The sequence below is a fragment of the Streptomyces sp. NH27 genome, from assembly GCF_056859195.1.
The window spans coordinates 1-604 of record NZ_JACEGK010001054.1; the positions used below are offsets into that span (position 1 = coordinate 1).

1 protein-coding gene and 1 tRNA gene are annotated in these 604 nt (G+C 69.9%); both read left to right on the plus strand.

The annotated features are described in order from the left end of the window. Positions 1-20: 20 nt before the first annotated feature. Positions 21-92 (plus strand) — tRNA-Val (locus tag AC13HU_RS37975). 107 nt (positions 93-199) lie between these two features. Beyond that, positions 200-604, plus strand: a 405-nt coding sequence (locus AC13HU_RS37980; RefSeq protein WP_483046549.1) for an SRPBCC family protein, incomplete at its 3' end; no start/stop codon positions are given.

Sequence of the window (604 nt, forward strand, 5' to 3'; positions counted from 1 at the left end):
GTAATGTTGTGCACGCGCCGGGGCGATTAGCTCAGCGGGAGAGCACTTCGTTCACACCGAAGGGGTCACTGGTTCGATCCCAGTATCGCCCACCCGGAGAAGGTCCCAGGCCGTCCATCGGACGGCCCGGGACCTTTCGCATGCGGTGCCCGGCTCCCGGGCAGCCGCGTTCGCCCAACTCCCGGCGCACACTGGTGTTATGGACTGGAGCCACTACCGATTCCGCAACTCCTGGCGGCTCGACGCCGAACCCGACGCCGTCTACCGCGTCCTGGAACGCCCCGACCAGTACCCCGACTGGTGGCCCCAGGTCCGCGAGGTCCGGCAGACCGGTGACACCAGCGGCGTGCTGCGCTTCCGCTCCGCCCTGCCGTACGACCTCATCGTCACCGCCCGCTCCACCCGCCACGACCCCGACGCCCGCGTGCTCGAAGTCGCCATGACCGGCGACCTCGACGGCTGGGTCCGCTGGACCGTACAGCCCGCTCCCGATGGCGCCACCCGGCTCGTCTTCGAGCAGGACGTCACGGTTCGCAAGCGCCTGATGCGGCTGCTCGCCCTCCCCTGCCGTCCGCTCTTCCGCGCCAACCACGCCGCCATGATG